Source organism: Burkholderia sp. AU18528, from assembly GCF_002223215.2.
GTDB classification, from domain to species: Bacteria; Pseudomonadota; Gammaproteobacteria; order Burkholderiales; family Burkholderiaceae; genus Burkholderia; species Burkholderia semiarida.
In genome coordinates this window covers 391321-418297 of the sequence record NZ_NKFC02000007.1, presented here as the reverse complement: position 1 = coordinate 418297, position 26977 = coordinate 391321, and the positions used below count along the sequence as shown (strand labels likewise).

The following is a 26977-nucleotide window of genomic DNA, read 5'->3' as shown; positions in this document are numbered from 1 at the left end:
AAGACGGATTTCCGGATCAGGTCCGATTGCTTTCCGAGCCGATCTCCTCCAGGCGCTGCTTGATCTGCGCCGGATCCACCGGTTTGCTGAATACGCAGATCGCGCCAAGCTTCATCGCTTGCTCGCGGGTGGTTTCGGATGGAAAAGCCGTGATGAAGATCACGGGCGGAGCCGGTCCGCGCTCGAGAAGCGCTTCGTACATCTCCAGCCCTGTGATGCCCTTCATCTGGACGTCCGAAATGATACACGCGACGTCCATTATCAAGTCGGCGTCAAGGAACTCCTCGCCGGACTCGTAGACCCTGACCTCCCAGCCGAGCGAACGAACGAGGCTTCGCGTGGCCCTGCGGATGGACCGGTCATCATCGACGATGGAAACAATACCTTGGTTCGGCATACGAGCGGTCCTTGACCTTCAATTCAGTAAAAATATCGAGAACGCGAGCATTTCAGGTCGGCGGCTCGACCGCATCCTATGCCGCCGGCAATCGGCGCGCAAACTATACGTCGGTATGAGTGCCATCTCGGCCAACACCGTCGTGCGTTGCCCGCGTGTGTCATGCAGTTGCGGCAGTCGCTGCCAGTTGCTGCAGCCCCTTGGGCATGAACCGCGAGTCGTGTCGGCCACTGCCCGCCATCCAGTATGGCGCTGCGTCGCGCCCGCCGTTGATCGCGGGCGTGCCGTCGAAGCTGGCAGTCTCCAGATCGCGAAGCTGGGCTTGAATCCAGTCGATGAACGCCCGTATCGACATCGGCACCTGCCGGCGGTCCGGATAGAGGACAGAAATCGGTAGCGGCGGCGGACCATACTCGTCGAGCACGGTGACGAGCCGCCCTTTTGCGAGCTCTTCCGTCACCATACGCGCGCTGACCTGGGCAATACCGACACCCTCCACCGCATAACGAACCGCCGAACGAACGTCATTGACGGAAATGCGCTCCGCCAGCTTGAGCCGTGTCTCTGCTCCGTCCACCGTGTAGCGGAATTCCCGGGCTGGGCCGAAGCGCCTCGGGGTGTAATGGATGACATCGTGGCAATGAAGGCTATCCGGGTCGGCCGGCGTGCCCCGAACACGCAGATAGTCCGGACTGGCGACGGTCACCACGTGAAAATTCCCGACGCGCCGGCTACGCAGCGACGAATCCGCGAGTTGTCCGACGACGACGGCGCAGTCCACGCCGTTGGCGATCAGGCCGTCCGCATCCCCGCCGACGTCCACGCGCAAGCCCACCTCGGGGTAACTGGCGTGGAAAGCCGGCACGAGCGGCAAAACCGAATGCGCGACCTCCTGGTCGAGGTCCACCGCCAGCCGCCCACGCGCGATCTTCCCCGCCCCGCTGAGTTGCTGCTGCATATGCTCGATCTCGCCGAGAATGCGCTGGCAGTGCTCCTGATACTGCTCCCCCTCCGTGGTGAGGCGAACACAACGGGTGGACCGCTGAAGCAGCGTGACGCCGAGATGCTCCTCCAATCGACGGACCAGCGTGCTGGCCGACGCTGCACTGATACCGAGCATCTCAGCCGCTGCTGTGAAACTGCCCAGTCGGGCGACGTGACTAAACACTGACATCGCATGCAGAGTACGGTCCATGCTGTTCTCCGGAAATCGTTGCGGTAGAAGGATTAACCGGAAGTCTAGAGAACAGTCGGCCGCGGCAATATCACCTCGTGGGAGTTTGGACCTTATACGATGGTGTTAATAGTCGCACCGCGGGCGCAGCGCGATCGAAGCGTGCGGCTCGCCGTATTGGACGGAATCGCCCGCCTACCCGCCGGTACATAGCGTGACACCGATCCGGACTCTCTGGACGACAGACTGGCGCAGTACCATTACGCTCCGTTGAGCAATGTGCTGATCCGAAATAGCGCCGTTATCAGGCACGCACCTGCCCCGCATTAGTACGCGATCCGAATTACTTGCGGCCGTCGAACATTCATTGGCGGCACTTTGAAAACGCCAATCTCATGCCGCCCTCCTCGATGATGGTCCGGACAGCATCTCCGAGAAAAATCCATCCCCGGATCCGGGTTCTCAAAGCTACGGCAACAATCTCCGTCTCGAGACTCTGGACATGTTTTCGGCAGAAGATCCTGTCAACTGCGGGCAAGGCGACCTTTTCTGCAAACGTCAACCACAAGCCCTCCACTCCCGCCCAACGCCACCATCCCGCCCCCAATAATCCCCTTGACGCCCTATCTTTCGATATATATCTTTAGATATGTTTTGCGACACATAGGACACGATCATGCGGCACAACCCCTTCCGCGGCCATGCCCGCTGCTACAGTCATGGTACGTATGCCCGCCCCGACGGGTTCGCCGGTCTCTGGTACGCGATCGGCCGCCACCGTCGCGGCGGCCCCGATGCATTCGGCAGCGGTCCGTTCGGTGGCCGCGGCGGGCGCGGCTTCGGCGATTTCGGCGACGACGGCATGCCGCGCGGCCGCCAGTTCAGCTCCGACGATCTCCAACTGCTGCTGCTCGCGCTGCTCGCCGAGCAACCGAGCCACGGCTACGAGCTGATCAAGGCGCTCGACACGCGTTCGAACGGCTTCTACAGCCCAAGCCCCGGCATGGTGTATCCGGCGCTCACGTACCTCGAAGAAGTCGGCTTCGTCGCGTCGCAGGCGGAAGGCAACCGCAAGCGCTATGCGCTGACCGACGCGGGCCGCGCGCACCTCGATACCCAGCGTGAACGCGTCGATACGCTGTTCGCGCGTCTCACGCACCTTGCCCGCAAGATGGAATTCATGCGCCGCGCGTTCGCCGGGGAATCGGCGGGCAACGAAGCGCAGGAGGAATCGCAAGCCGGCTGGCTGCCGGAATTCGTCGAGGCGCGTCTCGCGCTCAAGCGCGCGCTGCTGCACAAGAGCGCCGCCAATACCGACGAACAGCGCCGCATCGCCGCCATCCTGCGCCGCGCGACGGCCGAAATCGAAGGCGGCGCCGGCGCATGAGCCGCGCCGCCCCGTCACCACCCAAGGAGAACGGATTGATGCAGAACACGTCCGAACGCACCGTCACCCGCGTGCGCCACACCCTCAAGTTCCGCCTGCTGCAGGTGCTGCGCGTGCATGCCGTGACGCCGCACCTGCTGCGTGTCACGCTCGGCGGCCCCGATCTCGCGGACTTCGAATCCGCGTCGTTCGACGATCACGTGAAGGTATTTTTCCCGCCGCCCGGCGCGGAGCGGCCCGCGCTGCCGACGCTCGGCGCGAACGGCCCCGAGTTTCCGGAAGGCGAACCGAAGCCGGTCGCGCGCGACTTCACGCCGCGCCGCTTCGACCGCGCCGCCTGCGAGCTCGATCTGGAATTCGTGCTGAACCATCCGGGCCCGGCATCGCAGTGGGCCGCGCAGGCACGCGTCGGCCAATGGCTCGGCATCGGCGGCCCGCGCGGTTCGTTCGTGGTCCCGACCGATTTCGACTGGCATCTGCTGATCGGCGACGATACGGCGTTGCCCGCCGTCGCGCGGCGTCTCGAGGAATTCCCGGCCGGGGCGCGCGCGGCGGTCGTGCTGGAAGTGGCCGATCGCACCGCGCAGATCTCGTTCGACACGCGCGCCGACGTGCACGAAATCTGGCGCTTCCGCGCCGAAACCGCCGCGGCGAACGGCGACGTGCTGCTCAATGCCGTCCGTGGCCTGCCGCTGCCGTCGTCCGGCGACGGCTACGTGTGGGCGGCCGGCGAAGCGTTGTCGATGCGCGCGGTGCGCCAGCACCTGACCGGCGAGCGCGGCATCGACAAGTCGCGCATCCGCGCGGCGGCCTACTGGAAGCGCGGCGCGGCGGCCGTGCACGAAACGCTGGAAGACTGACCGGAAACACCGGGTTCGCCGGCGGCCGAAACAATCGTTGCGCCGGCGCAGCGGCGGGCTTGGCACCGGCATCGCGGCTGGTATATATCTGTGTCTGCGCGCCGCTGTCGGGCGACAGCCGCCGCAGCCCGCCCAGGAGCGCCCGGTCATGACAAAAGAAAGCCACGCTTCGCCTTTCCTTCGCCACCTGAAGATCGCCGGTTATTGCGGCCTCGCCGCGGTAGTCCTTGCGTTGTTCGTCGCGATGTGCGCGATCCTGAAGGAAAGCGCCCTCGACCGCGATGCCGCCCGGCATCCGGCCGATACGCCCGAACTGCGCGACGGCGGCGGCGGCCCGTCCGCGTCGGCCGAATCGGCCCGCACGTCCGGCTCGCCCGGCTGACGGCAGCCCGGTCGTTTCCTTCCGCTTACGGCGCCTGCCGGCGCCCCATCACGACGGCATGCACCGAATCGCCGAGCCGTTCGAGCAGCGCGGTCACACGTTGCCCGTACAGGTGCGCGGCCAGTGCGCCGGCCGTGCCGACCAGCACGCCGCCCGCCATGTCGAACGGCCAGTGCACGCCCGCATAGACGCGCCCCCATGCGATCGCCACGGCCATCGCGGCCATCACGAAGCCGGTCACCCGCGTCGTACCGCCGAGCAGCAGGCCAACCGCCATGCTCCACGCGAACGTCATGTGATCGCTCGGGAACGAGCTGTCCGGCGCGTGCGGAATCAGCAGCGTGCCGGCGCCGGCCATGAACGGGCGCGGCGAGAACCAGACATGCCCGAGTACCTGCGCGAGCGCAAGCGCCACGCAAACGCCGACCCCGGCCTCGATCGCCTGACGCCGCGCGGGGCGCGCGCCGAAGATCCAGGTCAGCAGCAGCATCGCGGGCAGCGCATAAACGAGCCAGTCGGCGGCGAAGATCGCGAGGCGGGCAATGCCCGGGTGCGGTGCACTCCCGGCGTTGATGGCGGAAAAGAGGGCGAGATTGACGTTCTGCATGAATCGGGTTGCGTGGGGCGTAAAAAGATCGGCCGGTTGCCCGGTCGGATACGAACGATGCCAGGGCGTGGCCGCTCGAGCGGTATCTGATGCGGCCGCCGCCCGGACAAGGCCCGCGCGGCGAACGCACTTAGAGCCTGCACTGCAACACAAGTTCACACAATTGTCATATTCTGGCGCCACCGTCTCCCGTAAAAGCTCACCGCGATTCCCGTAAAGGCTCACCTTTTCACGTCACGGCGTCATCGGCGCGTGCGACCATCGCCCCGGCCGGCGTGCCGCCCCGGCCGTTTGCATCGTTCATCTCAATATTGACGCCGCAAATTATTCGAAATCGGCAACAATTAATTCCAGATGCGGCATCGCACAACGGCAACGCACAGGCATACGATTACGACCACTCATCCACGAAGCGATCAACAACAAGGAGTCCGCATGAAACCCAGCGATGTCCGATCGAAAGCGTTTGCGATGCCGTTGACCAGCCCTGCGTTCCCGATGGGCCCGTACCGTTTCGTCGATCGTGAGTTCCTGATCATCACGTACCGCACCGATCCGGACCGCCTCCGTGAAATCGTCCCCGAGCCGCTGCAGGTCACCGAGCCGCTCGTGCAGTACGAATTCATCCGCATGGCCGATTCCACCGGTTTCGGCGATTACACCGAGAGCGGCCAGGTGATTCCGGTCGAGTACAACGGCCAGCGGGGCGGCTATACGTTGGCGATGTATCTCGACGATCACCCGCCGATCGCCGGCGGCCGCGAGCTGTGGGGCTTCCCGAAGAAGCTCGCGTCGCCCACGCTGCACGTGAACACCGATCACCTCCTCGGCACACTCGATTACGGCAAGGTGCGCGTCGCGACCGGCACGATGGGCTACAAGCACAAGGAACTCGACATCGACGAGCAGGCAAAGCGGCTCGCCGGCCCCAATTTCCTGCTGAAGATCATTCCGCACGTCGACGGCACCGCGCGCGTGTGCGAACTGGTGCGCTATTACATGCAGGACATCAAGATGAAGGGCGCATGGACGGGTCCCGCATCGCTCGAGCTGGCGCCGCACGCGCTCGCGCCGGTGGCCGATCTGCCCGTGCTCGAGATCGTCGAGGCCCGCCACATCGTCGCGGATTTGACGCTGGGCCTCGGCGAAGTCGTCTACGATTACCTGGGCCAGTAACGCGTCCGCAGTCCCTTCTCCCTGTCAATCCTTTCACCACGGGAATTCGAACATGAGCAACCTGAATGGCAAGACCGCAGTCGTCACGGGCGCCGCGAGCGGCATCGGCAAGGAAATCGCGCTCGAGCTCGCCAAGGCGGGCGCGGCCGTCGCGATCGCCGACCTGAACCAGGACGGCGCGAACGCGGTCGCCGACGAGATCGTCAAGGCAGGCGGCAAGGCGATCGGCGTCGCGATGGACGTCACCAACGAGGAAGCCGTGAACGCCGGTATCGACAAGGTCGCCGCGACGTTCGGCTCGGTGGACATCCTCGTGTCGAACGCGGGCATCCAGATCGTCAACCCGATCGAGAACTACTCGTTCGCCGACTGGAAGAAGATGCAGGCGATCCACGTGGACGGCGCGTTCCTGACGACGAAGGCCGCGCTCAAGCACATGTACAAGGACGATCGCGGCGGCGTCGTGATCTACATGGGCTCGGTGCATTCGCACGAAGCGTCGCCGCTGAAGTCGGCGTACGTGACGGCCAAGCACGGGCTGCTGGGTCTCGCGCGCGTGCTGGCGAAGGAAGGCGCGAAGCACAACGTGCGCTCGCACGTCGTGTGTCCGGGCTTCGTGCGCACGCCGCTGGTCGACAAGCAGATTCCGGAGCAGGCGAAGGAGCTCGGCATCAGCGAAGAGGACGTGATCAAGAAGGTGATGCTCGGCAACACGGTCGACGGCGTGTTCACGACGGTGCAGGACGTCGCGCAGACGGTGCTGTTCCTGTCGGCGTTCCCGAGCGCCGCGCTCACGGGCCAGTCGTTCATCGTCAGCCACGGCTGGTTCATGCAATGAAGCCGCACGCGCGTACAGAAAAGCAGGCCGTCGATGCGGCGGATCTGCAGCACGAAGCCGGCGCGCCGGCCGCTGCGCGGTCGCTGCCGTACGAAACGATCGCGCTCGTCCTGCAGGGCGGCGGTGCGCTCGGCGCGTATCAGGCCGGCGTATTCGAAGGGCTGCACGAGGCGGGCATTCCGCTCGACTGGATCGCGGGCATCTCGATCGGCGCGCTCAACACCGCGCTGATCGCCGGCAATGCGCCCGAGCACCGCGTCGAGCGCCTGCGTGAATTCTGGGAAACGATCTGCCAGCCGGCGTTCTTTCCGACGATTCCGGCCGCGTTCGAATTCGCGCTGTTCAACAGCATCGATCAGATCCGGACGTTCTTCACCGCGTCGCAGGCCGCCAGCGCGATGATGCAGGGCCAGCAGGGCTTCTTCGTGCCGCGCTTTCCGCCGCCGCTGCCGGGCGTGTCCGACCATCCTGAGAAAATCAGCTGGTACGACACGTCGGCGCTGCGCACGACGCTGCTGAAACTGTGCGATTTCGACCGGATCAACTCGAGCGAGACGCGCGTGTCGGTCGGCGCGGTCAACGTCGGCACCGGCAACTTCGTGTACTTCGACAACTCGCGCATCCGTCTCGCGCCCGAGCATTTCATGGCGTCCGGTGCGTTGCCGCCCGCGTTCCCACCCGTCGAGATCGACGGCGAGTATTACTGGGACGGCGGTGTCGTGTCGAACACGCCGCTGATGGAAGTGCTCCGCGCGCATCCGCGCCGCGACACGCTCGCGTTCCAGGTCGATCTGTGGAGCGCGCGCGGGCCGCTGCCGCGCACGATGGCCGACGTCGCCGAGCGCACGAAGGACGTGCAGTATTCGAGCCGCACGCGTTTCGTCACCGACACGCTGCAGCGCGAACAGCGCTACCGCAACGTGCTGCGCCACGTGCTCGAACAGGTGCCGGAAGCGCAGCGCAAGAACGACCCGTGGTGCGTCGAGGCCGAAGCGATGTCGAGCGGGAAGAAGTACAACATCCAGCACCTGATCTATCAGCAGAAGGCGTACGAACATCACTACAAGGACTATCAGTTCGGTCTGTCGACGATGCGCGACCACTGGTCCGCGGGTCTCGACGACATCCGCAAGACGCTCGCGGTGAAGGACGGCCTCGCGCTGCCCGTCAACGACGCGGGCTTCGTCACGCACGACATTCACCGCCGCCGGTAATGCCGTGTACGACGGGCCGGTGCGCCGCGTGCGCCGGCCCGTCCTCCTTTCCGATTCGACATGCCGATTTTCATTGCGCTATTCGCGCTCATCGCCCTGGGCTGGGGCGCCGTTCATCTGTTTCACGTCATCGCCGCGCAGTTCGGCCAGCCGGTCGCGATCGCGGCCGCCGTGCTGGCCGCCGCGCTCCTGATCGCGCTGATCGCGTGGTGGCTCAAGCGCCGCCGCGACATCGCGCCGAACACGAAGGAAGAAGGCTGGACGCACGTCGTGCATCGCGCGTGGGGCGAGTTGCGCGTGTCCGCGACGCAAGGGCTGCTGTGGCTGTCGCGTGACGGCGCGGACGGCCGCTATACGCTGTCGCAACTCGACGGTTGCGAGGCCGCGCCGATCGACGGCCGCTGGCATCTCGTCGTGCGCGTGCGCGACGCCGTGCACGGCGAATGGAGGCTGCCGATGATGGACAAGCGCGATGCGCGGCGCTGGGCGCGCGTGCTCACGCTGGCGAAAGACAACCGGCTCTGAACGCGTGCGGGCCGCGCGGCCGGCACGGGCCAGCCGCACGACGGCCCGCTATCGCGCACCGAGCGCCCACAGCGCATCGAGCACGTGCTGCGTCGCCCGTTCGACCGAGCCCGCCCGATGCGCAATGCCCAACTCGCGCCACAACGCCGGCCGTAGCGGCCGCATGACGATGCGCGCATCCGGCAGCGGAGCCCCGGCTTCGTGCGGCAGCAGCGTCGCGCCGTACCCTGCGGCGACCAGGCTCTTGATCGCATCGTTGTAGTTGAGTTCGATCCGCGGCTCGGGCCGGTGGCCGGCGAGCGCGAACCATTCGGCCGTGAGCCGCGACAGGCGCGTCGTCGCATCGTTGAGAATCAGCGGCCGCGCGGCCAGATACGCCGGCGTCACCCGGGCCGGAAGCGGCCAGTCCGCAGGCAGGAAAGCCATCACCGGGTCTCGACGCCATGGGCGGATCGACAGCCCCGCGACCGGCGCCTGCGGCAGCGCGACCAGCCCGACATCGAGCGTGCCTTGTGCAATGCGCGCCAGCGTGTCCTGCGACGTGAGCACCGCGATCTGCACGTCGATATCCGGATGCCGCGCGCGCAATCCGGCCACCGCCTGCGGCAACAGATGCGCGATCGCACCCGTCGATGCGCCGAGGCGGACACGCCCCGTCAACCCCTGCACCTGTCGCTGCACGTCGTCCAGCGTGGCTTCGACTTCCGCCAGCAGACGCCGCGCCCGCTCCACCAGCACTTCGCCGATCGCCGACGGGCGCACGTTGCCGCGCGTGCGCGACAGCAGCGGCGCGCCGACGCGGCTTTCCAGCTCGGCGATATGCAGACTGACGGTCGGCGGCGCGAGATGAAGCCATTGCGCCGCCGCCACGAACGATCCGTGATCCGCGATCGCGACCAGCGTACGCAGACGGTCCAGACTGATCTCGCGCATCACACACCTCTTGTTCAGGAAAGCTGAATCGGACGGTCAGTAAATTCAACTTTTCCTATTCTAGGCGTTCGGTGGACGATACGGCTTCCCCCGACGATCGAACGCGACGCACACGACCATCATGAGCCTCCCCATTGTCTTCATCGACGGCGACCAGGGCACGACCGGGTTGCAGATCCACGCGCGGCTGCGCGACCGCACCGACGTGCAACTGCTCACGCTTCCCGCCGCCGAACGCAAGGACGCGGCGCGGCGTGCCGACGCGCTCAACGCGTGCGATATCGCGATCCTGTGCCTGCCCGACGCGGCCGCGCGCGAAGCGGTCGGCTTCATCCGCAACCCGGCGGTACGCGTGATCGATGCGAGTTCGGCCCATCGCACGCAGCCCGACTGGGTCTACGGCTTTCCCGAGATGGCCGACGGACACGCACGGCACATCGCTCATGCGAAGCGCGTGACCAATCCCGGCTGTTACCCGACCGGCGCGATCGGCCTGCTTCGCCCGCTGTTGCAGGCAGGCCTGCTGCCGCGCGACTACCCGGTGAGCATCCACGCGGTGTCCGGTTACTCGGGCGGCGGGAGGGCCGCCGTCGACGCATTCGAATCGGGCGACGCCGCCGCCAACGCGTTGCCGCTGCAGGTCTACGGCCTCGCGCTCGAGCACAAGCACGTGCCCGAGATCCGTCAGCATGCGGGGCTCGCGCACCGCCCGTTCTTCGTGCCGGCCTACGGTGCCTATCGGCAAGGCATCGTGCTCACCATCCCGATCGAGCTGCGCCTGCTTCCGGCCGGCGTGACGGGCGAGCGCCTGCATGCGTGTCTCGCGCATCACTACGCGGATGCGCATTACGTCGACGTGATGCCGCTCGCGGACGCACGCGCGGCAATGCATCTCGACCCGCAAGCGCTGAACGGCACCAACGACCTGCGGCTCGGCGTGTTCGTCAACGAAGATCGTGGCCAGGTGCTGCTGTCCGCCGTGTTCGACAATCTCGGCAAAGGGGCATCCGGTGCCGCCGTGCAGAATCTCGACTTGATGCTCGGTGCGCGACACGCGGCGTGACGCTCCCGCGGGTATCGTCGACGGTGCCTGCGCACGTCTCCCGCAAAAGCTCACCTTTAGCCGGTTTCAGGCCGCATCGTCACCCGCGGCCGCATTCAGGCCGGCGAGCGTCTCCACCAGAAAATCCACGCACACGCGCACCTTTGCCGATGCCGCGACGCGTTCCGGATACACGGCCCAGATGTTCGCGGGCTGGATCGCGTCCGGCAGCACGCGGCACAACGCGCCGCGTTCGATCAGCGGCCCGGCTTCCCAGATCGAGCGCAGCACGATGCCGCGCCCGGCCAGCGCCCACTGCACGGCCACCTCGCCATGGTTCGTCGACAGCGCACCGCCGACCTTTACCGTGGCCGTCTCGCCGCGCACGTTCAGCCGCCATACGCCGAACGGATGGTCACGCTCCTTGATCGCGAGACAGTCGTGCGACGCGAGATCCGCGAGCGAGCGCGGCGTCCCGCGGCGCGCGAGATAGTCGGGCGACGCGCACAGCACGCGGTAATTCGCGGCGAGTCGGCGCGCGATCAGATGATCGGCGATGTCGTCGCCGATGCGCACGTCGAGGTCGTAGCCTTCGCCGGCCACATCGACGAGCCGGTCGAACAGATCGAGCCGCACGTTCAGTTGCGGATAGCGCGCGCTGAAGTCGAGCAGCGCCGGCGCGACGACGTGCCGGCCGAAGCCGAAGCTGCTCGACATGCGCAGCGTGCCGCGCGGCACCGTGCGCGTGGTCGACACGTCCTCGACGAGATGATCGACGTCGTCGAGAATTTTTTCCGCACGCGCGAACACGCGCTCGCCGGCCTCGGTCACCGTCATGCGGCGCGTCGAGCGATGCAGCAGGCGCGTGCCGAGTTGCGCCTCGAGCATCGCGATGCGCTTGCTGACATACGCGGGCGACACCGCGAGCTGCTCGGCGGCCGCGCTGAAGCTCATCAGTCGGACAACCAGGCTGAACACGCGCAGGTCGTCGAGGTTCGGCGATTTATTCACGATTCGTGGAAAGTCGATTAACTTTTGCGTGATTTTAATCCAGATTGAAACAAATAGAATGACGTGACGGGCCGCTGCCTTCCCGGTAGCCGGCCGAACAGCCAAGGAGATTTGCATGACCGACAGGACTTACAGGATCGCCGTGATCCCCGGCGACGGCATCGGCCGCGAAGTAATGCCCGAGGGCCGGCGCGTGCTCAACGCCGTGACCGCGCGCTTCGGCATCCGCTTCGACTTCGTCGAGATCGACTGGGCGAGCTGCGACTACTACGCGCAGCACGGCACGATGATGCCGGACGACTGGAAGGCCCAACTGTCGGGCGTCGACGCGATCCTGTTCGGCGCGGTCGGCTGGCCCGCGACCGTGCCCGATCACATTTCGCTGTGGGGCTCGCTGCTGAAGTTCCGCCGCGAATTCGACCAGTACATCAACCTGCGGCCTGCGCGCCTGTTCGACGGCGTGCCGTCGCCGCTCGCCGGCCGCCGCGCGGGCGACATCGATTTCATGATCGTGCGCGAGAACACCGAGGGCGAATATTCGTCGGTTGGCGGCACGATGTTCGAAGGCACCGAGCGCGAAGTCGTGATGCAGCAGTCGATCTTCACGCGGCACGGCACCGAGCGCGTGCTGAAATTCGCGTTCGAGCTCGCGCAGCGGCGCGCGAAGCGCGTCACCGTCGCGACGAAAAGCAACGGCATCGCGATCAGCATGCCGTGGTGGGATGCGCGCGCGGCCGAGATGGCCGAACGCTATCCGGAGATCGCGGTCGACAAGCAGCACATCGACATCCTGTGCGCGCGCTTCGTGCTGCAGCCGGACCGCTTCGACGTCGTCGTCGCGTCGAACCTGTTCGGCGACATCCTGTCGGATCTCGGGCCGGCCTGTACGGGCACGATCGGCATCGCGCCGTCGGCGAACCTGAACCCGGACCGCACGTTCCCGTCGCTGTTCGAGCCGGTGCACGGCTCGGCGCCCGACATCGCGGGGCAATACATCGCGAATCCGGTCGCGATGATCTGGTCGGCGGCGATGATGCTCGACTTCCTCGGCAACGGCACGGGCCGCGAACGCGACGCGCACGATGCGATCGTCGCCGCGATCGAGGACGTGCTGCGCACGGGGCCGCATACGCGCGATCTCGGCGGCAAGGCGGGCACGCAGGAAGTGGGCGAGGCAATCGCCGCGCGGGTCGCGGGTTGACGGTCATGCCCGGCGCTCGCGCCGGGCGGCGTCGCGTGAATCCGGCTGCGGTGAGCGACACGCGATACGGTTGCGCACTTGTGCGGACTCCGTCGATGCGTCGGCAGTCAAATCGAGCGGTGAGCAACGACGCATCGCAACGCGCACCGCTTGCACAGTTTGTCGTTGAAAATTGAAGTCGATCCGACCGGTGAGTTGCACGCCGCACTCGCACACACCAATCATCAACACACGATCGCATCGACGCGATCGGTGAGATGCCTTACGCGGTGAAGCACACCGCTGCACGTCGCCACATACGCCGCCTCACCGGGCGCAACGCCGCGTCGACCTGTTCGAGGCACACAGCTCGACGCGACATTTCACCTCGTCCCGAAAAATCTCACCTTCAGCGGACGGCTCCCGAATTTCCTCACCATTGAACCCCGGTGATGCGTTCGCCGGTCCGTTGAACGCGTGCTCGCATCACAGCCCGAGGTCGGACAACCCCGGATGATCGTCGGGGCGACGGCCGAGCGGCCAGTGATAAAGACGGTCCGCCTCGCGAATCGGCAGATCGTTGATGCTCGCGTGACGATGCGCCATCAGGCCGTTTTCATCGAACTCCCAGTTCTCGTTGCCGTACGAACGGAACCAGTTGCCTGCATCGTCATGCCACTCGTACGCGAAGCGCACCGCGATGCGATTGCCGTCGAACGCCCACAGCTCCTTGATCAGCCGGTAGTCGAGTTCGCGCGCCCACTTGCGCTGCAGCAGCCCGACGATCTCGTCGCGGCCCGTCACGAATTCCGCGCGATTGCGCCAGTGGCTTTGCGGCGTATAGGCGAGCGACACGCGTTGCGGGTCGCGCGTGTTCCATGCGTCCTCGGCGGCGCGCACTTTCTGGCGCGCCGTTTCGAGCGTGAAGGGCGGAACGGGCGGACGAACTTCGGGGGAAGCGGACATGGGTTGCTCCTGTTCAGGGTGACGGCCGCGAACGCACGCGGCCGGTTCGGATTCGCTGCGTCGGCTACCGCGATACGGTATCGAGCAGCAGTTCAGCCGTCGCGCGCGCATCGCGCGCGGCGTTTGCATCGCCACTGACGAGCGCCACGCCAATCGCGCCGTCGATCAACACGAGCCACTGACGCGCGATGCGCGCGAGCCCGCGGCGCTCGATGCCGGTTTCGTCGGCATAGGCGTCGAAGCGCTCGCGCACGAACGCCAGCAGGCGTGCCTTGTGCATACGGGCGACGACGCGCACGGGATCCTCGGCGTCGGGTATCTCGCCCGACGCATTCAGGAACGCGCAGCCGTGAAAGTCGGGCTGCCCGAACCAGTCGCGCAGCACGTCGAACATGCCGAGCAGTTGCGCGCGCGGCGTCTTGCCCCGCGCCAGCGTGGCGTCGACGAACCAGCGCATCCAGCGCTCGTCGCGACGTTCGAGCGCGGCGACCACCAGCGCCTCTTTCGATTCGAAATGCGAATAAAAGCTCTTTCGCGCCGCGCCGGATCGCTTGACGATCGCATCGACACCGGTTGCGTGGATGCCGCCCGAATAGATCAGCGCTTCGGCCGCGTCCAGCAGCCGCTCGCGAACGCCCGGTTCGCCGCAGGAGTCGAGAAGTGGGTTCATGGGTTTACGGTAGAACGATCGTTCTACCTTGTCAATATCCGGATGAAAAAGCCCTGTCGGCGGGAGGGCTGAATCGTGCCCGAAGCGCTGGCTCGTCGGGGTGAGCCTTCCGTTCGAGCCGTGCGGATGGGAAGGTGAACGGATCAGGTAGGGGTCGGCGCACCGATCGATGTCGATAACGCCGCGTATCAGTGAGTCGCAACGCAGCGTGCGGCTCACGGCGGACGTGCCGGGTCGGTACGATCTCGCATACGGTCGCGAGCGAACCCTCGCACGCCAGGCGAAGCGGGGAAGCGCGTGGAAGAGGAGAAACGGGCGCCGAATGCTATGGCGGGGAGAAGCGAAGCAGTTGCCGACAGGTGACGCGAGCCTGCTATTGCGCATCACCTATGCGCGATCGTGTGATGATTCGGCGCACGAACACGGCTCCCGAAAAATCTCACCTCAAGCGTTCAATCGTGCGTCCGCGGCGCGACGGTGCGTGTGTGCAAACGAAAACGGGGCAGCCGGCAAACGTGCCGCGCCGCCCCGTCTCTCGACACCCGACTCAGACCGTCCAGTCGAGAATCACCTTGCCGCTTTCGCCGGACAGCATCGCGGCGAAGCCTTGCTCGTAATCGTCGGCCGCGAAGCGATGCGTGATGATCGGCGACAGGTCGAGGCCGCTCTGCAGCATCGCGACCATCTTGTACCAGGTCTCGAACATCTCGCGGCCGTAGATGCCCTTGATCTCGAGCCCCTTGAAGATCACCTGGTTCCAGTCGATCGCCGTCTGCGCGGGCGGGATGCCGAGCAGCGCGACCTTGCCGCCGTGGTTCATCGCCTCGAGCAGGCTCGTGAACGCGCTCGGCACACCGGACATCTCGAGACCGACGTCGAAGCCTTCGGTCATGTGCAGGTCGGCCATCACGTCGCGCAGCGACTCGCGCGCGACGTTGACCGCGCGCGTCGCGCCCATCTTGCGCGCGAGTTCCAGCCGATAGTCGTTGATGTCGGTGATGACGACGTTGCGCGCGCCGACGTGCTTCGCGATCGCGACGGCCATGATGCCGATCGGCCCCGCGCCGGTGATCAGCACGTCTTCGCCGACCAGGTTGAACGACAGCGCCGTGTGCGTCGCGTTGCCGAACGGATCGAAGATCGACGCGAGATCGTCGGAGATCTCCGGCGGAATCTTGAACGCGTTGAACGCCGGAATCGCCAGGTATTCGGCGAATGCGCCTTCGCGGTTCACGCCGACGCCCACCGTGTTGCGGCATAGATGCCGGCGCCCGGCGCGACAGTTGCGGCAGAAACCGCACGTGATGTGGCCTTCGCCGGACACGCGATCGCCGATCGCGAAGCCGCGCACTTCCTGCCCCATCTCGACGATCTCGCCGACGTATTCGTGGCCGACGTGCATCGGCACCGGAATCGTCTTCTGCGCCCAGTCGTCCCACTTCCAGATATGGATGTCGGTGCCGCAGATCGCCGTGCGGCGGATCTTGATCAGCACGTCGTTGTGGCCGACTTCGGGGCGCTTCACGCGCGTGAGCGTGAGGCCGGGGCCGCGTTCGAGCTTTGCCAGTGCTTTCATGGTCGCGCCTCCGTCAGATGATGCCGAGCGACTTGCCGACGCGCACGAACGCGGCGACCGTCTGGTCGATCTGCTCGGGCGTATGCGCGGCGCTCATCTGCGTGCGGATGCGCGCACGGCCGCGCGGCACGACGGGGAACGAGAAGCCGATCACGTAGACGCCTTCGCCGAGCAGCCTGTCGGCCATGTTCGTCGCGAGCTGCGCGTCGCCGAGCATCACCGGGATGATCGGATGCGCGCCGGGCACGAGCGTGAAGCCGGCTTCGGTCATCTGCTTGCGGAACCGCGCGCCGTTCTCGCGCACGCGCTCGCGCAGCTTCGCGCCTTCGTCGCTGCCGAGCAGTTCCAGCACCTTCAGCGACGCCGCGGCGATGCTCGGCGTGAGCGTGTTCGAGAACAGATACGGACGCGAGCGCTGGCGTAGCAGCTCGATCACCTCGCGACGCGCGGCGACATAGCCGCCCGACGCCCCGCCGAGCGCCTTGCCGAGCGTGCCTGTGATGATGTCGACGCGGCCTTCGACGCCGCAGTGCTCGGGCGTGCCGCGGCCATGCGTGCCGATGAAGCCCACCGCATGCGAATCGTCAACCATCACGAGCGCGCCGTAGCGATCGGCGAGATCGCAGATGCCCTTCAGGTCGGCGATGATGCCGTCCATCGAGAACACGCCGTCGGTCGCGATCAGCTTGTGGCGGGCGCCTGCGGCGTCGGCTTCCTTCAGCTTCGCCTCGAGGTCGGAAAGATCGTTGTTCTTGTAGCGAAAACGCTTCGCCTTGCAGAGGCGGATACCGTCGATGATGCTCGCGTGGTTCAGCTCGTCGCTGATCACCGCGTCGTTCTCGTCGAGCAGCGTCTCGAACAGCCCGCCATTCGCGTCGAAGCAGCTCGAATAGAGGATGCTGTCCTCGGTGCCGAGAAACGCGGCCAGCGCGCTTTCCAGTTGCTTGTGCACGGTTTGCGTGCCGCAGATGAAGCGCACCGATGCCATGCCGAAACCGTCCTGGTCGAGGCCGGCCTTCGCCGCGTCGACCAGGCGCGGATCGTTCGCCAGGCCCAGATAGTTGTTCGCGCAGAAATTGAGCACGCCGGCACCGCCGGCGAGCCGCACGGCTGCCGCCTGGGGACTCGCGATCTCGCGCTCGGTCTTGTAAAAACCGTCCGCGCGGATCTGGTCGAGCGTCCCGCGCACCTGGGCGAGAAAGGCATCACGCATCGCAAAGCTCCTGACAGGGTTTCGCATTCCGCAGCGCACCGCTCGTGGCGGCGCAACGGCCTGCTACTGTTATAGTCGGTCGTTCGGTTGACCGCATTTATCCGATATTCCGAACTAGAATTCGAAATATCGAACAACTCTAAGCGAACGGAATTCAAATGGCAAGTTCCCCCGGATCGCGGCGCACGCCTGCCGGCGCCGCCCCGCAACCGCCGGCCGCGACCCCGCCGCGCGTGGGCGAGCAAATCCAGCGGCTGCGCAACGAGCGCAAGCTGACGCTCGACGACCTCTCGCGCGCAGCCGGCGTATCGAAATCGATGCTCTCCGAGATCGAACGCGACAAGGCCAACCCGACGATCGCGGTCGCGTGGCGGCTGACGAACGCGCTCGGCATCACGCTCGATGAACTGTTCTCGCAGCCGAAGGCGCCCGACACGATTCGCGTGGACGGCCCGCACGACATTCCGACGCTCGCCGGCCACGACGGCCGGTACCAGTTGCGCGTATGGGGCCCGATCGATCTCGCCGGCAAGTTCGAGTGGTACGAGCTGACGCTGCCGGGCGGCGGCGCACTGGTATCGAACGCGCACGAACCGGGCACGCGCGAGCATCTCACCGTGCTGCACGGCGCGATGGAAATCGAAGCCGCCGCGGCCAGCCGACGCCTGAAGGCGGGCGACACCGCTCGCTATCCGGCCGACGAGCCGCATGCGATCCGCAACGCCGGCAAGACCGAAGCGCGGGCCTTGTTGATCGTGATCCATCGCTGACGGCGCGTATAGTCGGCCAAAAGGCAGATCGCAGGCCAGTTGCGGAAAACACTGTATGTTTGTACAGTATACGGACATTCCGCCATGCATGGGCCGGAGCCGGCGCACCGAGGCGCCCGCCCCGGTCGACAGGAGCCTGCAATGACAGAAGAACAAGATTTGGCCGCGCTCAGCTTCAAGGCTGCCGCGCACGACCTCGAACTGATCGTTCGCCATATCGCCGCGCGCTACATCCGTCAGCGCGTGCCGCTGACGTGGCGCCTGCTGCACGCGATCGAAGCCGAAGCGCTCGCCGATCTCGGCTTTGCGAGCCGGCACGACGCCGGCATGCGGCAACTGTTCGAACGACCGTCCGACATGACGTTTCCCGAAACGGACGATCCAATCGACTTCGGGCGCTCGAACGCGCTGCCCGCGGTCTTTTCATTCGCCGTTCTCGCGTACGAAGCCGCAGCAACCACGCACGACACCGCACGGCCCGTGCGCGCTCACCGCCCGTCCAAGGCGTGGGGCGACTGATGGCCGAGCCCCGGCCGCGATGCATGGCGGCCGGTTCACCCGCGTGCTGCCCGATACGTTGCGAAAAGGGCTACGATATACGCAACTAACGGAATTAACACCATGTCCCTTCCCGCCTCTCCCAACACCGCCGCGCGTGTGGAAGAAAAGGATCTGTTCGACCGCGACGCATCGGACTGGGTCGTCTCTCCCGAAGCCGCTTTCGACGCGTGGCTCGCGATGCAGGACTATCGCCGCTCGTCGGCCGATGTCTATCGCGCGCAATGGGGCGCGTTTCTCGCGTGGATGCGTGCGCATCAAAAGAATCTGGCCACGGTCGATACGCCGACCATCGCGAACTTCGTCGGCGAGTTGCCGATCAAGAAGACACAGCGGATGCGCTATTTAAGGCTGATCGAGCGTGTGCTCGACCATATCCGCCGCACCGAATACGCATCGACCAATCCCGCCCGTTTCATTGCTCAGGATGGCGAAGCGAACTGGCGCAAGGCCCGCGACAACGAACCGACCGGCTTCCTCACACCGGCGGAACGCGCGACGTTGCTCGCGTATCTGTTTTCGCCGATCGGCGTATCGGGCGCCGCGTACTGGAAGGAGCGCCGCGACCGCGCGCTCGTTGCCGCGTTTCTCGGCGCCGGCATCAAAACCGGGGAAGCGCGCGCGCTTACGATTAGTTGCCTCAACACGAGCGGCACGTCGCTGCGGATCGAGTCGGCGCATCCGGATTACGCGCGCGAAACCCATCTCGCCTCGTTCGCGATCGCATTGCTCGAAGCCTGGCTCACCGAACGCAAACGCCAGGAGATCCCGGGAGAACTCGTGTTCCCCGCGTCGCATGCCGGGCGGCCGATGCACAAGGCGACGATGCTGCGCGCGATCGACGCGATCGTCGAATCGGCCGGGCTCACGTCGTCACGCACCGCGCGCGCAAGCCCGCAAACATTGCGCAATACGTACGCGGCCGAACTGTTCGAGCACGACGTCCCGCCCGAGCGGGTCGGCAAATGGCTGGGCTTCATGCGGCCGATCTCGTCGAATCGCCTGCATCGCGCATGGAAAAACTGGCGCGACGGGCTGGCCGACGACAACGGTGACGCGTCCGAGCGTGACGAAACTCACTGATCGGGAAACGGCTGCTCACGCAAAACGATCCGTGAGCAGCCTTGCGCGGCGCAGCCTCACCATTTCACAGCTCCCGAAAAACCTCACCTCAAGTCTCCCGGATATTCTCACCTGTGCGGTATCGCCAGCTTCCGGGTCAAGTCTGCGCGAAACGCGCGGCGGCTTCGAAACGGGACGGCCATGGGCCCGAAGCGTGCTCGCATTCGGGGCACGCGACTTCAAAACCGTCGTCGCCATGTGACAGTTCCGGCTCGCCGTCGCAATGCGGGCACCGGGCCGGCGCCGGAATCTCGTGATCCAGCGAGGTGCCGATCGCGGCATACGCGTTCGCATCGAGTTGTCCGGCATCGGCCAGGCGCCGGAGCAGCGCGGCGATTTCCGGATTCATCCCGCGGTTCGCGCGCAACGCGTTCGCGTCGCGCATCGCGCGGTCCAGTTCGTCGCTCTGGGTACGCAACTGTTCTTCGAGCCGGTCGGCGCGCGCCTTGGCCGAGCTCAATTGCTGCAGGAAATCGAACTCCTTGCGCTGAACGTCGCGCAACCCGCTCTGGTAGGTCGACGCCATGCTGCGCAACGCGTCCAGTTCGACCAGCATCGGCTTGACGCGGCGTTCGGCTTCGGCCACCGCATCCTTGATTTGCTGCGCATAGTGCTCGGTGCGCTGCTGCAATTCGGCTTGCAACGCATCGATGCGGTCGCGCAACGCGGCATTCTGGGCCTGTTCGGCATCGAGGCGGCCGGCAGCCGCGGCCAGTTCCTTTTCTAGTCGGGCGACTGTGGTGAGCAACGTTGCTTCGCTTGCCGAACCGTGCGTGGTCTGCGACGCAAGCTGGACCTCGAGTTCGGTCACCCGCGCCTGCAATTGTTCGTTTCTCGCTTCGCCGCGCGCGAGCGCTTCTTCAAGCGTTTCCTGCCGGACGGTTGCGTCACGCAACCGCTGTTCGGCCGCGGCCACGTCGGCGCGAACCTGCTCGCGGTCGCCGTCGAGGCTGTCGCGCGCCGCTTTCAACGCCTCTTCATAAAGTGCGCCCAGCAATGCGCCGGCCTTTTCCTCGACGGCCTTCGGGATCGCCGCGCCGTCGAGCCTGATCTTGGAGGCGGAACGGATGCGCTCCCAAAAGTGGTCGATGTCTTTCGGGATGTCGCTGGCGCTGCCGGTCTGGGTGAGATCGCGCACGTTGGCGGCCGACGGCCGGATGCCGAGATCGAAAAACAGGCGCTTGCACGCATGCAGCGACAATTCCTGACGCCGTGCACCACTTGCGCGCAGCGATTCCAGTTCTTCCCGAATGACTTGACGCATTTCGTCCAGGGTCATGACAACACTCGCAGGCAATGAAGTGTTGCAATCATAACGAAACACGTATCCATTGATACTTGTTTCGACGGTCCGTTGTGAATTTACGTCGTTTTGCACCGAAATCAGCGCTGCGAACGCGTTTGCCCGAAGGTGGCCTCGGATTCCGTGAAACAAAGCGAAGAAAATCATCCAAGTCTTTGTTCGGCAAGCGTTTTTCAGCGGACCCCGAATTTTGGCATTTGTTTCACATGACATCGGATCCGATGGCCCGTGGGTGTTCAGGGGTTGGGGTATCTGTGGAAAACTCGTCAACCGATGTCTTGAGAGTATTAGAAGTAAACACCCTTGAACCCTTAGTTAAAAACGTTAACGCCACGGCACAGCCTTGTGGCACAAGGCTTTCCGGCCGACAAGGTGAAGTTTTACGGGAGCCAAGGTGATCTTCTGCGGGAGCTGACGTGATGGGGTTCGGGGAGCTGCGTGAGCCGTTGCAGGAAGGGTCGTGAGCGGATTCGGGATCACAGTAAAACACGAGTTTTCCCAAAGGTGAGGGTTTTCGGGGCCGTGCAGCCATGGAACCCGCGCCGCGCCTGACCGCACAGTTTTCTGCCTGTGCAGACATAGGTGAGAATTTGCGGGACCTGTTTCGCGCCCCGATTCTGCTCATCTTTTGGGCAGATCGGGGGAAAGGTGAGATTTCACGGGACCTCACGGGAATTTGCTGTGAGGATTTCCGGGAAGCGGACGCCATTTTGCACAGCAAAAGTGCTCGCCGGTGCCTGTGATGCCCCAAAGGTGAGGTTTTTCGGGAGGGAAATCCGGGTCTTCCTGCCCCTTTGGGCGCAAGGTGAGCTTTTTCGGGGCATGAATCACAGGCTGCGGCTTGGCTGACAGGTGAGATTTTCCGGGAGAGAGATCTGCTCGAAAAATGGGCAAAGGTGAGGTTTTTCAGGAGCCGGGACCGGTCGGATTCGCCGAAAAGCCCGCCAGGACTGGAAGAAATCCCGTTTTTGCTGTGCCACTTTTTGGCACAGGTGAGATTTTTCGGGGGCGGTCCTACGGTCGTCTGATGAAAGATTTCGGCCTAAAGGTGAGGCTTTCCGGGAGATCGCGACGATGCACAGCCAAATGCCTTCTGTGCATAAGTATCGGAAGAGATTGGAGTTTTTGATACCGCGCCGGTTACGGTGAGGTTTTTCGGGAGCCAGTTCCGTGCCCACCGCCGTGCCGCATTTGATTGGTAAGGTGAGCGTTTTCGGGAGTCGTTGGCGCTCGGTCCCGCGTCCGTCGGGCATTTATCGGTATCCGGACGAATCGACCTGCTGTGCTCGAGGTGAGTATTTTCGGGACCGGATACGATTTGCGCGCTGTACAATGCGCGCCCGGGCCAGCCAATCACGCGTTCGGGCTGCGCGTGCCGGTTTCCGCGGTGCTTTCCCCTATGTCGGAACCGAATCGGCTTCCTCGCGAGCCGTGCCTGTACATGCATACAGGCCGGTGTGCTTCAGTCGCGGACGGGCGGTGAGGTGCAGCCGCAAGCCTGTGTCGAATTCACGGCTGCGCAGTCGCAAAATTACGACAAATCGAAAGGTGAGCCGATACGGGAGCCAATTCCGCACGTGTCGCGCACAGGGGAAATTCTGTGAATCGGCGCATGCCGCGGCACGTCTGGAAGAGTCCGGAACGCCGCCCTGGCCGACCGGTGAGCGTTTTCGGGAGGGGTTCGGGTGAGTGCCGTTTTGCCGGCGCGCTTCACCGGCTATGGTGAGCATGTCGTTCTGGACGCACATCACCGCAGGCGCTATCCTTCCGGGAAACTTCTCCTCCGACCCGACGTATGGCCACGACGAAGCGCGCCAAGAAAACCGATGTGGATGTGGTGAGTGCCAGTTCAGCCGAATTGCGAAAGGCCGTCGAGGCGATCGCCATTCAGCCGAAGAGCGGCAAGATCACGCTCCTCACTCGCAAGCTGTTCAATGTCCTGCTGGCCGTCGCGCAGCAGGCCGACGATTCGGGCGATACGTATCGCGCGCTGCTGTCGGACATCGTTGCCAACTCCGCTTTCGATTCGAACGACACCGCGTTGGTGAAGGAACACCTGCGTCGCATGGTGTCGGTGCAGGTCGAATGGAGCACGGGGACGTCGAGCCAGAAGCCGGGCCGCAAGTGGGGGATCTCCACGCTGATTGCCGATGCGGAAATTCTCGAGGATCCGACCACCCGCCGCGTGTGGGTCGAATTCTCGTTCGCGCCGAAGATCAAGAAGAAGCTGCTCGACCCGGTCCAGTATGCGCGCCTGAGCCTGCAGTTCCAGAGCCAGCTACGCAGCAGCGCGGGGCTCGCGCTGTACGAGATCTGCGTGCGCTACCTGACGAACCCGAGCCATTTGACGATGCGCGAGCCGTGGGAATGGTGGCGGCCGATTCTGTCGGGCACGCCCGACACGGAAGCCGGCGACGAAGCGAAGCGCGAGTACAAGTACTTCAAGCGCGACTACCTGCGTCCCGCGATCGCGGAAGTCAATGCGGTCACCAACATCTTCGTCGAACTGATCGAGCACCGCGAAGGGCGTCGGGTGGCCGAGATCCAGTTTCGCGTGACCGAACGCAAGCAGCCGATGCTCGCGCTCGACGAACACCCGAACGTGTTCGACAGCACGCTGGTCGACCGGATGGTGAAACTCGGGATCCCGCTGAAGGAAGCACAAACACTCTATGCGGACAGCGAGGAAAACCGGATTCGCGCCGCATTGCAGATGACCGAGCAGCGGATGCGCAGCACGACGCTGCCGCCGGTGCGCAGCGCGCCGGCGCTGTTCAAGGACGCGCTGAAGAAGGGTTATGCGCCGCCGGTCGAGTCGGTCGACGCGCTGCCTGCCGGCACGCCGTCCGCGAAGGCTGCGGCTGCGCAGCCGGACGATCTGAAGGCTCGCCTGCTGAGCGAGTTCGCGGCGTTCCGCCGCAAGGAAGCGAAGGCGCTGTACGAGGAGCAGGGCGACGCGGAGCGCGAAGTGGCGCGTGAGTCGTTCGAGTCCGAGGCATTGCCGACGATGGGTTCGCATCTGCGCGACGACTGGCGCAAGCGCGGCCTCGATTCCAAGCTGGCCGAGACGGCCTTTTTCGACTGGCTGGCCCAGAAGACCTGGGGCGAGCCGACGGACGGCGATCTGCTGTCGTTCACGCTGAACCAGTCGCGGGCCGCTTGAGGCCTGCTCAGGCCCGCTGACGGGCCGCCGCCGGTCCCATCCGTTGGTCGGGCGGGGCCGGCGCCCGTGTCAGGCTCTGCCGGCCGCTTCCATTACTCCGACAACAGCATCCGCTCGAGTTGCTCGAGGATTGCGTCGCGCTTGTCCTTCGGGAGGCCGCGCAGGCGCAGTTCGATGCGGTCTTCGCCATACGATTTCAGATCGCCGACCGACTTGCCGCCGAGCTTGATCTCGAGACGCTGCGCGTAGCGCTGACGGCCCGCGGCCTTCGGCGTCTCCTGTGCCGCGACGCGGCCCTTGACGATGTCCGACACCTGGCGCGTGCTGAGGTCGTCCGACACGATCTTGTTGATCAGCCGCAGCGTCGCCTCGGTGCCGCGCGCGTTGTGATAGCGGCCGACCTGATACGCCATGTTCGATCCGAAGCGATCGGGGCGCGCGACCATTTCCTGCATGATCGCTTCCGGCAATTTGCCGATCGACAGTGCGACGGCCACCGTCGATTCGTCGAGGCCGAGATGCTCGGCGAGTTCTTTCTGGCTCTGGAAATGCTTGTCGTCGAGGAAGCGGCGCCACACGACGGCATTGTCGAACACCGTCTGCGAATCGCGCTGAACGTTGAGGTCATAGCCGAGCTTGTAGCTCTGGATGCCGATCGGCACGTCGATCACGATCGCCTTGACCGACTCCTTGTTCGCTTCCTTCAGCGCCCGCACGCGGCGGCCACCATCGCTGACGAAATACGTGCCCGGGTTGTCGTAATCCGGAATCACGTGGATCGCTTGCTGCTGCCCTTGCTTCGCAAGGTTCACCGCGAGTTCGGCAATCGACGATTTCAGATAGAAGTGCCGCGGGTTGAACGGGCTATGTTTGATCGCCTTCAACGGCAACTCGATCACCTGCCCCGGGGCATAGCGATTCTCGAGACGCCACGCGCGATATTGCTGCGATTCGTCGATCGAGGGGTCGATCGTGAATTCCGGAGCAGGCGGCGGTGCGATGTCCTTCTTCGTGGATTTGGTCGACGCCGGGGTCGGCGTCTCGGACTTGACGATGCCGTCGATCGCATTGAGCCGATCGAGCGCCGTGCGCTTCTCGCTCGTCGTGATATCCGGGCGCGCTTGGAATCCTTTGGCAAATTGGGAGGGTTTCATGTGACTCCTTTGTGCGCATAAAGTCAGGGCAGCATGGCGACGATTTCGTCGGCACATGCGCGAATTTCGGAGGCGGCCAGCTTGCCGCCACGATCGTTCATTTGCAGCACGGTCTGACCGAGCGCCATCGCCTGCTTGTACGCTTCCCGAGTCGGGATCTGCGTCTTCAGCAACGGAAAGCCAAGTTCCTCGAGTGCACGCTTGAGCTCGCGGGTCAGCATGCGTTTCTCTTCGGTCTTGTTCAGCAGGAAGACCGCGCGGAGGTCTTCGTTCATCACCTGCGCTTGCTGAATCAGTTTGACCAGCCCGACGCTCGACCAGTAATCGGCCGGCGACGACGATGTCGGGATCACGGCAATCGATGCGGCCAGCAGGACGACACCCGAGACTTTCTCGGTGATCGACGGCGGGCAGTCCACGACGATGATGTCGTAATCGTTGATGAACTTCTTGATCTCGCGATGGATCTGGCCGTCGGCTTCGGCAAGATTGACGACCGGAAACGGGATGCCGTTTTCGCTGTCGCCGGATGCGCTCGACCAGTGAACCAGCGTGTTTTGACGGTCAGCATCGATGACGAGGACGCGCTTCCCTTTTTCATGGAACGCGGCGCCGAGATGCATGGCAATCGTGCTTTTGCCGACGCCACCTTTTTGTTGAGTGACTGCAATGATTTCCGCGGCCAATTTTCACTCCTGTTTTGGTCGTTGGAATTCTACAGGACGATATTTGAATTTCAATGAAATTGTCGGTCGACAACGACGCATTGGCCATTCGGACGATCGGTTTATGCGCATAAACGAAGTGGTGAAGATGGGTGGCTCATTGGGGCGGTGTTCGAGATGGCGAAGCTGAGGGAGAGCGGCGATGGGCTGCGTGGGTGGGGGGATCTTCACGTGCTACATCGTCGAGCACCTATTCGTCACTGGGATATCGCGTGCTCTGCCCTTTCCGGGGCGGATAGGGCTGTCGGCGAGCCGGGGAGTTTGTGCGCATAAACTCCGCAGCGGACGAAGCGATGAACTCGGCGAGGAGCGTGCCAGGCATCTGCAAGCGACCTGAGCGATCTGCGAGTTTCGAGGCGAATGCGCGACCCTGAGTCGCCTCCGTGAACGGACATGCCTCAGGGTGACATTCTGTCGGCCCCGCAGCGTTTATGCGCATAAACCCGACGCAACGATGACCCGCGATGAAGGGCCGCAGCCGGCACCTCGCCCGAATCACGCGACCCATGATGTCGCGTCCGGACGGTCTGTCGTTTGCAGCGATCGCCCGGTGCCGTCTCGTGTCGGCATCGCCCACGGCCTGAGTCACGCCGCGCCTCGCCCGACAATCGCCGGCCTTATGCGCATAAACCTGCCCGGAGGCAGGCGGCCGATGATGTCGCGCTGGGGTGTCTTATCGATACAGCGATCGCCCTTTGCCGTCTTGTGTCGCATACGTCTACGCCCGGAGTCGCGCGTCGCCTCGGCCGAAAATCGCGGGCTTTATGCGCATAAACCACTCGACGCGCCGGGCAATCCCGCACCCCTTCCACCATCGGACAGCCTCTGCGACCATTGCTGGGCTAATCGCAGTCCGGGATCCCGCGAACCAGGTGTTCTAGCTTTATGCGCATAAACAACGGCTCTTTGAAGCGTTTTCGAACACCGGAGACACGCTCTTCCATCACAGCGCGTCGCTAAACCAAACCGTCTCAGCCACTTGTCGAAAGGAACGCCACCCCGGTCTCGGCTGAACCACGCCAGCAAGCCGC

General features: G+C 64.7%; 25 protein-coding genes. 13 read left to right on the top strand and 12 right to left on the bottom strand.

Going from position 1 to position 26977, the window contains the following annotated elements; all coding sequences use genetic code 11:
• Nucleotides 1–16: 16 nt before the first annotated feature.
• Nucleotides 17–397, bottom strand: coding sequence for a response regulator transcription factor (locus CFB52_RS28665; RefSeq protein WP_059581410.1), 381 nt, complete (start codon nt 395–397; stop codon nt 17–19).
• Nucleotides 398–557: 160 nt separating this feature from the next.
• The gene (locus tag CFB52_RS28660; RefSeq protein WP_059644993.1) at nt 558–1592 is read right to left on the bottom strand and encodes a LysR family transcriptional regulator; all 1035 of its coding nucleotides are present in this window, start codon (nt 1590–1592) and stop codon (nt 558–560) included.
• A gap of 655 nt (nt 1593–2247) precedes the next feature.
• On the opposite strand from CFB52_RS28660, the gene CFB52_RS28650 reads away from it, so the two are divergent.
• From CFB52_RS28650 to CFB52_RS28640, 3 genes are all read left to right on the top strand, one after another.
• Nucleotides 2248–2958 carry a PadR family transcriptional regulator gene (locus CFB52_RS28650; protein WP_099318117.1) on the top strand — a complete coding sequence of 237 codons (711 nt, stop codon included), beginning with the start codon at nt 2248–2250 and terminating at the stop codon, nt 2956–2958.
• Between the two features lie 38 nt (nt 2959–2996).
• Complete coding sequence (locus CFB52_RS28645) at nt 2997–3818, top strand: siderophore-interacting protein (RefSeq protein ID WP_099318115.1); 822 nt, start codon at nt 2997–2999, stop codon at nt 3816–3818.
• Nucleotides 3819–3966: 148 nt separating this feature from the next.
• Nucleotides 3967–4200: a hypothetical protein gene (locus tag CFB52_RS28640; protein ID WP_060317637.1), complete on the top strand. Its 234-nt coding sequence runs from the start codon at nt 3967–3969 to the stop codon at nt 4198–4200.
• 25 nt (nt 4201–4225) lie between these two features.
• Here the strand turns inward: CFB52_RS28640 and CFB52_RS28635 are convergent, their stop codons facing one another.
• On the bottom strand, nt 4226–4807 hold the full coding sequence (locus tag CFB52_RS28635; RefSeq protein ID WP_099318113.1) for an undecaprenyl-diphosphatase: 582 nt from the start codon (nt 4805–4807) through the stop codon (nt 4226–4228).
• A 435-nt stretch (nt 4808–5242) separates the two neighbouring features.
• On the opposite strand from CFB52_RS28635, the gene CFB52_RS28625 reads away from it, so the two are divergent.
• Genes CFB52_RS28625 through CFB52_RS28610 form a run of 4 tightly spaced genes read left to right on the top strand, consistent with a single transcriptional unit; the run spans nt 5243 to nt 8560 of the window.
• A complete protein-coding gene (locus CFB52_RS28625; RefSeq protein WP_059581426.1) occupies nt 5243–5983 on the top strand; it encodes an acetoacetate decarboxylase in 741 nt (246 codons plus the stop codon).
• A 52-nt stretch (nt 5984–6035) separates the two neighbouring features.
• Nucleotides 6036–6821 (top strand): 3-hydroxybutyrate dehydrogenase, encoded by a 786-nt coding sequence (locus CFB52_RS28620; RefSeq protein WP_099318111.1) that lies wholly within the window; start codon nt 6036–6038, stop codon nt 6819–6821.
• Nucleotides 6818–8035: a patatin-like phospholipase family protein gene (locus CFB52_RS28615; protein WP_099318109.1), complete on the top strand. Its 1218-nt coding sequence runs from the start codon at nt 6818–6820 to the stop codon at nt 8033–8035. Before CFB52_RS28620 ends, CFB52_RS28615 begins: the two co-directional genes overlap by 4 nt.
• A 60-nt stretch (nt 8036–8095) precedes the next feature.
• A complete protein-coding gene (locus CFB52_RS28610) occupies nt 8096–8560 on the top strand; it encodes a hypothetical protein (protein WP_060317653.1) in 465 nt (154 codons plus the stop codon).
• A 48-nt stretch (nt 8561–8608) separates the two neighbouring features.
• On the opposite strand, the gene CFB52_RS28605 is transcribed toward CFB52_RS28610, so the two are convergent.
• A complete protein-coding gene (locus CFB52_RS28605; protein WP_099318107.1) occupies nt 8609–9493 on the bottom strand; it encodes a LysR family transcriptional regulator in 885 nt (294 codons plus the stop codon).
• 121 nt (nt 9494–9614) lie between these two features.
• Here CFB52_RS28605 and argC point away from each other — a divergent pair, with 121 nt between their 5' ends.
• A complete protein-coding gene (gene argC, locus CFB52_RS28600) occupies nt 9615–10556 on the top strand; it encodes an N-acetyl-gamma-glutamyl-phosphate reductase (RefSeq protein WP_099318105.1) in 942 nt (313 codons plus the stop codon).
• Between the two features lie 66 nt (nt 10557–10622).
• Here the strand turns inward: argC and CFB52_RS28595 are convergent, their stop codons facing one another.
• Nucleotides 10623–11546 carry a LysR substrate-binding domain-containing protein gene (locus tag CFB52_RS28595; RefSeq protein WP_059581443.1) on the bottom strand — a complete coding sequence of 308 codons (924 nt, stop codon included), beginning with the start codon at nt 11544–11546 and terminating at the stop codon, nt 10623–10625.
• Between the two features lie 115 nt (nt 11547–11661).
• Here CFB52_RS28595 and CFB52_RS28590 point away from each other — a divergent pair, with 115 nt between their 5' ends.
• The gene (locus CFB52_RS28590; protein ID WP_099318103.1) at nt 11662–12747 is read left to right on the top strand and encodes a tartrate dehydrogenase; all 1086 of its coding nucleotides are present in this window, start codon (nt 11662–11664) and stop codon (nt 12745–12747) included.
• 465 nt (nt 12748–13212) lie between these two features.
• Here the strand turns inward: CFB52_RS28590 and CFB52_RS28580 are convergent, their stop codons facing one another.
• The 4 genes from CFB52_RS28580 to CFB52_RS28560 all read right to left on the bottom strand — a co-directional run bounded on the left by CFB52_RS28580 (nt 13213) and on the right by CFB52_RS28560 (nt 17151).
• Complete coding sequence (locus tag CFB52_RS28580) at nt 13213–13692, bottom strand: nuclear transport factor 2 family protein (protein WP_099318101.1); 480 nt, start codon at nt 13690–13692, stop codon at nt 13213–13215.
• A 64-nt stretch (nt 13693–13756) separates the two neighbouring features.
• Complete coding sequence (locus CFB52_RS28575; protein ID WP_099318100.1) at nt 13757–14362, bottom strand: TetR/AcrR family transcriptional regulator; 606 nt, start codon at nt 14360–14362, stop codon at nt 13757–13759.
• A 547-nt stretch (nt 14363–14909) separates the two neighbouring features.
• Nucleotides 14910–15938, bottom strand: a complete 1029-nt coding sequence (gene tdh, locus CFB52_RS28565; RefSeq protein WP_006480187.1) for an L-threonine 3-dehydrogenase — start codon at nt 15936–15938, stop codon at nt 14910–14912.
• Nucleotides 15939–15951: 13 nt separating this feature from the next.
• Nucleotides 15952–17151: a glycine C-acetyltransferase gene (locus CFB52_RS28560; protein WP_059581457.1), complete on the bottom strand. Its 1200-nt coding sequence runs from the start codon at nt 17149–17151 to the stop codon at nt 15952–15954.
• Between the two features lie 158 nt (nt 17152–17309).
• Between CFB52_RS28560 and CFB52_RS28555 the strand changes: the two genes are divergently transcribed.
• The 3 genes from CFB52_RS28555 (at nt 17310) to CFB52_RS28545 (ending at nt 19562) form a co-directional block, all read left to right on the top strand.
• The gene (locus CFB52_RS28555; protein WP_059581459.1) at nt 17310–17921 is read left to right on the top strand and encodes a helix-turn-helix domain-containing protein; all 612 of its coding nucleotides are present in this window, start codon (nt 17310–17312) and stop codon (nt 17919–17921) included.
• A 141-nt stretch (nt 17922–18062) separates the two neighbouring features.
• Nucleotides 18063–18440 carry a DUF2471 family protein gene (locus tag CFB52_RS28550; protein WP_059581462.1) on the top strand — a complete coding sequence of 126 codons (378 nt, stop codon included), beginning with the start codon at nt 18063–18065 and terminating at the stop codon, nt 18438–18440.
• Between the two features lie 102 nt (nt 18441–18542).
• Nucleotides 18543–19562 carry a tyrosine-type recombinase/integrase gene (locus tag CFB52_RS28545; RefSeq protein ID WP_099318099.1) on the top strand — a complete coding sequence of 340 codons (1020 nt, stop codon included), beginning with the start codon at nt 18543–18545 and terminating at the stop codon, nt 19560–19562.
• 136 nt (nt 19563–19698) lie between these two features.
• On the opposite strand, the gene CFB52_RS28540 is transcribed toward CFB52_RS28545, so the two are convergent.
• A complete protein-coding gene (locus CFB52_RS28540) occupies nt 19699–20880 on the bottom strand; it encodes a DNA-binding protein (protein ID WP_059581468.1) in 1182 nt (393 codons plus the stop codon).
• 1819 nt (nt 20881–22699) lie between these two features.
• Between CFB52_RS28540 and CFB52_RS28535 the strand changes: the two genes are divergently transcribed.
• Complete coding sequence (locus CFB52_RS28535) at nt 22700–24067, top strand: replication initiation protein (RefSeq protein ID WP_099318098.1); 1368 nt, start codon at nt 22700–22702, stop codon at nt 24065–24067.
• A 92-nt stretch (nt 24068–24159) separates the two neighbouring features.
• On the opposite strand, the gene CFB52_RS28530 is transcribed toward CFB52_RS28535, so the two are convergent.
• Nucleotides 24160–25221 (bottom strand): ParB/RepB/Spo0J family partition protein, encoded by a 1062-nt coding sequence (locus CFB52_RS28530; protein WP_099318097.1) that lies wholly within the window; start codon nt 25219–25221, stop codon nt 24160–24162.
• A 23-nt stretch (nt 25222–25244) separates the two neighbouring features.
• Nucleotides 25245–25907 carry a ParA family partition ATPase gene (gene parA, locus CFB52_RS28525; protein ID WP_059581476.1) on the bottom strand — a complete coding sequence of 221 codons (663 nt, stop codon included), beginning with the start codon at nt 25905–25907 and terminating at the stop codon, nt 25245–25247.
• Nucleotides 25908–26977: the final 1070 nt, after the last annotated feature.

Excerpts from the sequence above, each read along its gene's own strand:
- CFB52_RS28665 (WP_059581410.1), bottom strand. The coding sequence starts at position 397 with ATGCCGAACCAAGGTATTGTTTCCATCGTCGATGATGACCGGTCCATC.
- CFB52_RS28660 (WP_059644993.1), bottom strand. The coding sequence starts at position 1,592 with ATGGACCGTACTCTGCATGCGATGTCAGTGTTTAGTCACGTCGCCCGA.
- CFB52_RS28650 (WP_099318117.1), top strand. The coding sequence starts at position 2,248 with ATGCGGCACAACCCCTTCCGCGGCCATGCCCGCTGCTACAGTCATGGT.
- CFB52_RS28645 (WP_099318115.1), top strand. The coding sequence starts at position 2,997 with ATGCAGAACACGTCCGAACGCACCGTCACCCGCGTGCGCCACACCCTC.
- CFB52_RS28640 (WP_060317637.1), top strand. The coding sequence starts at position 3,967 with ATGACAAAAGAAAGCCACGCTTCGCCTTTCCTTCGCCACCTGAAGATC.
- CFB52_RS28635 (WP_099318113.1), bottom strand. The coding sequence starts at position 4,807 with ATGCAGAACGTCAATCTCGCCCTCTTTTCCGCCATCAACGCCGGGAGT.
- CFB52_RS28625 (WP_059581426.1), top strand. The coding sequence starts at position 5,243 with ATGAAACCCAGCGATGTCCGATCGAAAGCGTTTGCGATGCCGTTGACC.
- CFB52_RS28620 (WP_099318111.1), top strand. The coding sequence starts at position 6,036 with ATGAGCAACCTGAATGGCAAGACCGCAGTCGTCACGGGCGCCGCGAGC.
- CFB52_RS28615 (WP_099318109.1), top strand. The coding sequence starts at position 6,818 with ATGAAGCCGCACGCGCGTACAGAAAAGCAGGCCGTCGATGCGGCGGAT.
- CFB52_RS28610 (WP_060317653.1), top strand. The coding sequence starts at position 8,096 with ATGCCGATTTTCATTGCGCTATTCGCGCTCATCGCCCTGGGCTGGGGC.
- CFB52_RS28605 (WP_099318107.1), bottom strand. The coding sequence starts at position 9,493 with ATGCGCGAGATCAGTCTGGACCGTCTGCGTACGCTGGTCGCGATCGCG.
- argC (WP_099318105.1), top strand. The coding sequence starts at position 9,615 with ATGAGCCTCCCCATTGTCTTCATCGACGGCGACCAGGGCACGACCGGG.
- CFB52_RS28590 (WP_099318103.1), top strand. The coding sequence starts at position 11,662 with ATGACCGACAGGACTTACAGGATCGCCGTGATCCCCGGCGACGGCATC.
- CFB52_RS28580 (WP_099318101.1), bottom strand. The coding sequence starts at position 13,692 with ATGTCCGCTTCCCCCGAAGTTCGTCCGCCCGTTCCGCCCTTCACGCTC.
- CFB52_RS28575 (WP_099318100.1), bottom strand. The coding sequence starts at position 14,362 with ATGAACCCACTTCTCGACTCCTGCGGCGAACCGGGCGTTCGCGAGCGG.
- tdh (WP_006480187.1), bottom strand. The coding sequence starts at position 15,938 with ATGAAAGCACTGGCAAAGCTCGAACGCGGCCCCGGCCTCACGCTCACG.
- CFB52_RS28560 (WP_059581457.1), bottom strand. The coding sequence starts at position 17,151 with ATGCGTGATGCCTTTCTCGCCCAGGTGCGCGGGACGCTCGACCAGATC.
- CFB52_RS28555 (WP_059581459.1), top strand. The coding sequence starts at position 17,310 with ATGGCAAGTTCCCCCGGATCGCGGCGCACGCCTGCCGGCGCCGCCCCG.
- CFB52_RS28550 (WP_059581462.1), top strand. The coding sequence starts at position 18,063 with ATGACAGAAGAACAAGATTTGGCCGCGCTCAGCTTCAAGGCTGCCGCG.
- CFB52_RS28545 (WP_099318099.1), top strand. The coding sequence starts at position 18,543 with ATGTCCCTTCCCGCCTCTCCCAACACCGCCGCGCGTGTGGAAGAAAAG.
- CFB52_RS28540 (WP_059581468.1), bottom strand. The coding sequence starts at position 20,880 with ATGACCCTGGACGAAATGCGTCAAGTCATTCGGGAAGAACTGGAATCG.
- CFB52_RS28535 (WP_099318098.1), top strand. The coding sequence starts at position 22,700 with ATGGCCACGACGAAGCGCGCCAAGAAAACCGATGTGGATGTGGTGAGT.
- CFB52_RS28530 (WP_099318097.1), bottom strand. The coding sequence starts at position 25,221 with ATGAAACCCTCCCAATTTGCCAAAGGATTCCAAGCGCGCCCGGATATC.